5 protein-coding genes and 1 pseudogene are annotated in these 5323 nt (G+C 44.0%); 5 read left to right on the top strand and 1 reads right to left on the bottom strand.

The window, feature by feature from the left end; all coding sequences use genetic code 11:
• Positions 1–87: 87 nt before the first annotated feature.
• Genes atpH through atpC form a run of 5 tightly spaced genes read left to right on the top strand, consistent with a single transcriptional unit; the run spans position 88 to position 4923 of the window.
• Entirely contained in the window at positions 88–606 is a 519-nt protein-coding gene (gene atpH / locus DW059_RS14785) for an ATP synthase F1 subunit delta (RefSeq protein WP_117699300.1), read from the top strand.
• Positions 603–2123, top strand: coding sequence for a F0F1 ATP synthase subunit alpha (gene atpA, locus DW059_RS14780; RefSeq protein WP_442969775.1), 1521 nt, complete (start codon positions 603–605; stop codon positions 2121–2123). The genes atpH and atpA overlap by 4 nt, the downstream gene beginning before the upstream one ends.
• 18 nt (positions 2124–2141) lie before the next feature.
• On the top strand, positions 2142–3035 hold the full coding sequence (gene atpG / locus DW059_RS14775) for an ATP synthase F1 subunit gamma (protein WP_022243512.1): 894 nt from the start codon (positions 2142–2144) through the stop codon (positions 3033–3035).
• A gap of 15 nt (positions 3036–3050) precedes the next feature.
• A complete protein-coding gene (atpD, locus tag DW059_RS14770) occupies positions 3051–4451 on the top strand; it encodes a F0F1 ATP synthase subunit beta (RefSeq protein ID WP_022243511.1) in 1401 nt (466 codons plus the stop codon).
• Between the two features lie 55 nt (positions 4452–4506).
• Complete coding sequence (gene atpC, locus DW059_RS14765; RefSeq protein ID WP_117699298.1) at positions 4507–4923, top strand: ATP synthase F1 subunit epsilon; 417 nt, start codon at positions 4507–4509, stop codon at positions 4921–4923.
• A 107-nt stretch (positions 4924–5030) separates the two neighbouring features.
• Here the strand turns inward: atpC and DW059_RS14760 are convergent.
• A pseudogene (locus DW059_RS14760) lies at positions 5031–5323 on the bottom strand (hypothetical protein); the annotation flags it as partial.

Genomic DNA, 5323 nt, shown 5'->3' with positions numbered 1-5323 from the left:
GCCAAACTGGCAGTCATCGCTCGACGGAAAATTATGAAAACTGGCAGTCATCGCTCGCACGGAAAATTATGAAAACAGGTGATGCTCATGACACAGGAAGCAGTAAATAACGCAAAGGTATTGTATCGGCTGGGTGCCACAAGACAGGAAGCAGATACCCTTCGTAAGCTGTATGAGCTTACACCGGAACTGCTTAAGGTTCTTACAAGCCCGGTAATTTCCATACATAAGAAAGATGCCATAATAGAGAAAGTATATCAGAATGCAGGATTATCCAAAGTGCTTGTAAATTATACCAAAGTGATGTGCAGACTGGGTTATATCGAAGAAATCAGCGATATACTGGAAGCATTTTATCTCTATTGGGACAGACAGAATCATATCCTGCGTGCAGAACTGACCTGTGCAGGTACACCAAAGCCACAGGAAGAAGCAGAGGCAAGAAAGATTCTTACGGAAAAATATCCGGACTGTGAGATTGTTCTGACAGAAAAAGAAGATGAGAGTCTTCTGGGCGGATATGTCATCAAGGTTCATCATAAAGAATATGACAGAAGCTATGAAGGCCGCTTACGTCAGTTGGAAAGAAAATTAACAGGGAGGTGAAGCCTGTGGGCGCAATTAGTGCTGCAGACATAATCTCGATTATCCAGAGCGAGATAGAAGAATTTGACTGGGATGAATCCAGTCGTGAAACCGGTTCCGTAATCTGGGTCGGTGACGGAATTGCAACCATTTACGGAATCGACCATGCAATGTATGGCGAAATCGTAGTATTTGATAATGGTGTAAAAGGAATGGTACAGGATATCAGACAGAATGAAATTGGTGTTATTTTATTCGGCCGCGATACCGGAATCAAAGAAGGAACCAAAGTAGTTCGTACAAAGAAGAAGGCTGGAATCCCGGTAGGGGAAGGCTTTGTTGGAAGAATCATTAATGCATTAGGTGAGCCGATTGATGGAAAGGGCGAGATTAAGGAAGATGATTATCGTCCAATCGAAGAGGAAGCACCGGGCATTGTAGAACGTAAATCAGTAAATACACCAATGGAAACAGGAATCTTGTCCATTGACTCCATGTTCCCAATTGGTAGAGGACAGCGAGAGTTAATTATCGGAGACCGTCAGACCGGAAAGACCTCCATTGCAACAGATACCATCATTAACCAGAAAGGCAAAGGAGTAATCTGTATCTATGTTGCCATCGGACAGAAGGCGTCCAGTGTAGCAAAAATCGTATCTACACTGACCAGGCATGATGCAATGGATTATTCCATTGTGGTTTCCTCAACTGCAAGTGATCCTGCATCCATGCAGTACATCGCACCATATGCAGGAACTGCAATGGCAGAATACTTTATGCATCAGGGAAAAGATGTGTTAATCGTATATGATGATTTATCCAAACATGCGGTAGCATATCGTGCAATCTCTCTGCTGTTAGAGCGTTCTCCGGGACGTGAAGCTTATCCTGGTGACGTATTCTACTTACATTCCAGATTGTTAGAGCGTTCCAGCCGTTTAAGTGAAGAATTGGGCGGAGGTTCCATTACCGCACTGCCAATCATTGAGACACAGGCAGGAGATGTATCTGCATATATTCCGACCAACGTCATTTCCATTACAGACGGACAGATTTTCTTAGAGAGTAACCTTTTCTTCTCAGGTATGCGTCCGGCAGTCAACGTTGGTTTGTCCGTATCCCGTGTCGGTGGTGCTGCACAGACCAAGGCAATGAAGAAGGCATCCGGAAGTATTCGTATCGACCTGGCACAGTATCGTGAGATGGAAGTATTTACCCAGTTTGCATCGGACCTTGATGATATGACCAAGGCACAGTTACAGCATGGAAAAGCATTGATGGAGCTTTTAAAACAGCCACTCTGCCATCCGCTTTCCCTGCATGAGCAGGTAGAGACACTGTGTATGGCAAACCATGGTGTATTTGATAAAGTAGAAACAAAGAATGTAAAACAGTATCAGAATGAGATTCTTGAATATATGGATTTGAAGCATCCGGAAATCGGCAGGGAAATCGAAGAAACAAAAGTGCTTTCCGATGAACTGACCGATAAGATTATTGCGGCTGCAAAAGAATTCGAAGACAGTAGAAATCAATAGGAATGAGCAGGTGTTGTTATGGCAAATGCAAAGGAAATTCAGGATCGGATGAAGAGTATCAATGATACATTGAAGATTACCAATGCAATGTATATGATTTCTTCTTCGAAGCTGAAGAAATCAAAGAAAATGCTTTCTGACACAGAACCTTATTTCTTTACCCTACAGTCGGAAATGAGCAGAATCTTAAGACATCTTCCGGATATTGAGGACATTTATTTTAAGACCAACGAAGAGAAAAAGCCGGAAGAACGGATGGTAGGTTATATTGTTATTACGGCAGATAAGGGTCTGGCAGGCTCCTATAACCATAATGTATTAAAGCTTGCAGAGGAGCATTTGAAAGCACATAAAAATAACAAACTGTTTGTATTAGGTGAGTTAGGCCGTCACTATTTTGAACAGCGTGGAATTGAGATTGATAAGCAGTTCCACTATACCGTACAGAATCCGACACTGAACCGTGCAAGAAATATTGCAGAGGAACTTCTGGAGCTGTATCGGAAAGAAGAGTTAGATGAAGTCTATATCATCTATACCAGCATGGTCAATGCAATTCAGGAGGAGACACAGATCAGACAGCTGCTCCCACTGAAGAAAGCAAGTTTTAACGTGAAACTGCCTGCAGATATTCCGATGGAGGAACTGGCGTTGAAACCATCTCCGGAGGCAGTGATGGATCGAATTGTACCGGATTATGTAGTTGGTTTCATCTATGGAGCGTTAGTTGAGTCTTATTCCTGCGAGCAGAACGCAAGAATGATGGCAATGGAGGCAGCAACCAAAAGTGCCAAAGATATGCTCCATGAGCTGGATATCTTATATAATCGTGCAAGACAGGCAGCAATTACCCAGGAAATAACCGAGGTCATTGCAGGAGCGAAAGCTCAGAAACGGAAAAAGAGGCAGTGATAAGGAGGCTTTTTCATGAAGACAGGAAAAATCATACAGGTGTTAGGTCCGGTAGTGGATGTCTCATTTGAAGACGAAGAATTGCCGGCAATCAAAGACGCCCTTGAAGTGAAAAACGGCGATAAGAAGTGCATCATGGAAGTGGCACAGCATATCGGAAATCATACGGTACGTTGTATTATGTTAGCTTCCAGTGAGGGACTTTGCCGTGATATGGAAGTAACCGCTACAGGAAGCGGAATAAAAACTCCGGTCGGAGAGCAGACACTGGGAAGACTGTTCAACGTATTAGGAGAGGCAATCGATGGTGGCGAACCATTGAAGGATGCACCGGAATGGGTCATTCATCGTGAACCACCGGCATTTGAAGACCAGAATCCGGCAGAAGAAATCTTAGAGACCGGAATTAAAGTTATCGACCTTTTAGCACCATATGCAAAAGGTGGTAAGATTGGATTGTTTGGTGGAGCCGGAGTAGGTAAAACCGTATTAATCCAGGAGTTAATCAGCAATATTGCAACAGAGCATGGCGGATATTCTATTTTCACCGGTGTTGGAGAGCGTTCCCGTGAGGGTAATGACCTCTGGACAGAAATGAAGGAATCCGGTGTATTAGAGAAGACGGCCTTAGTGTTCGGTCAGATGAACGAGCCGCCTGGAGCACGTATGCGTGTGGCTGAGACCGGACTTACCATGGCAGAATATTTCCGTGATGAGAAACACCAGAATGTGCTTCTTTTCATTGACAATATTTTCCGTTTTACACAGGCAGGTTCTGAGGTATCTGCATTGTTAGGACGTATGCCTTCCGCAGTAGGATATCAGCCGACACTGGCAACTGAAATGGGTGAATTGCAGGAGCGTATTGCATCTACAAAGAATGGTTCGGTTACATCCGTTCAGGCAGTCTATGTACCGGCAGACGATTTAACTGACCCGGCACCGGCTACTACTTTCGCGCATCTGGATGCGACCACCGTACTTTCCAGAAAGATTGTAGAGCAGGGTATTTATCCGGCAGTAGACCCGCTGGAATCTACATCCCGTATCTTAGAGGCAGACATCGTTGGAGAAGAACATTATCAGGTAGCCCGGAAAGTACAGGAGATTCTGCAGAAATACAAAGAGTTACAGGATATCATCGCAATTCTTGGTATGGAAGAGCTGGCAGATGAGGACAAGTTACTGGTATATCGTGCAAGAAAGATTCAGAAGTTCTTATCACAGCCGTTCCATGTGGCAGAGAACTTTACCGGCGTAAAGGGCGTTTATGTTCCGTTATCTGAAACCATTCGAGGATTCAAGGCAATCATCGATGGTGATATGGATCAGTATCCGGAAAATGCATTCTTCAACGTAGGAACAGTAGAAGACGTTATCCGTAAAGCAGAAGAGATGGAACACCAGAATGCATAGCATATGTTGTGCAGGAATACGCCTGGTGACATCTTTCGAATAAAGAGGTGCAAATATGGCAGGAAATACATTTTATTTAAAAATAATTGCAGCGAACCGGGTATTCTATGCCGGCAGATGCCGTTCACTGATTGTTCCGGAATATGATGGACAGAAAGAGATTCTGGCACATCATGAGGATATGGTTATTGCCATAGATGAAGGTGAAATGCGTTTTCAGCCGGAAGGAACTGCAAATTGGGAATATGCAGTAGTTGGTATGGGCTTTGTGGAAATCGTCAACAACCGTGTGACGCTTCTGGTAGAAACGGCAGAGCGTCCGGAAGAAATTGATGTTGCCAGAGCCAGGGAAGCAAAAGAACGTGCCGAGGAGCAGATGCGGCAGAAGCAGAGCATCCAGGAATACTATCATTCCAGAGCATCCTTATCCCGTGCCCTGACCCGGCTGAAGGCAACCAGCAAGTACCAGTAAGCAATAGGAAACCCGCAGATTATCTGTTTGAAAACAGGTGGTCTGCGGGTTTCTTGAGCTGCCGGTGGCAGGTTCTATGGGTATCAAATATTTATGTAATATAAAAGTTATTTCATGAGTGCAGTAACGTCCTCTAAAGGAAGATTACAAAGTTCTGCTATTTCCTTCGCATCAAACTTTCCTGTTTTTAATAGACGAAGGGCGGTATCGGTAGAAGCCTGCTTTAATCCTTGCTCAATTCCCTGGGCAACACCCTGCTTTAATCCCTGTTCAACACCGGCGTCAAATTCGGCTTTTCTCAGTTTTTTCTCTTCTTCAACTTTATCATATTCAAAAATACTCATAGCAATTACCTCCGCCTGATTCTTCCTAAGAAAATCTGCCAGAATATTTTCCTGAA

The organism is Roseburia sp. AF42-8 (genome assembly GCF_003435965.1).
GTDB classification, from domain to species: domain Bacteria; phylum Bacillota; class Clostridia; order Lachnospirales; family Lachnospiraceae; genus Roseburia_C; species Roseburia_C amylophila.
Note: the sequence above shows the minus strand (reverse complement) of the source record. Positions and strands in the feature narration are given on the sequence as shown.

Coding starts and splice junctions, on each gene's coding strand:
- atpC (WP_117699298.1), top strand. CDS start 4,507: ATGGCAGGAAATACATTTTATTTAAAAATAATTGCAGCGAACCGGGTA.
- atpH (WP_117699300.1), top strand. CDS start 88: ATGACACAGGAAGCAGTAAATAACGCAAAGGTATTGTATCGGCTGGGT.
- atpG (WP_022243512.1), top strand. CDS start 2,142: ATGGCAAATGCAAAGGAAATTCAGGATCGGATGAAGAGTATCAATGAT.
- atpD (WP_022243511.1), top strand. CDS start 3,051: ATGAAGACAGGAAAAATCATACAGGTGTTAGGTCCGGTAGTGGATGTC.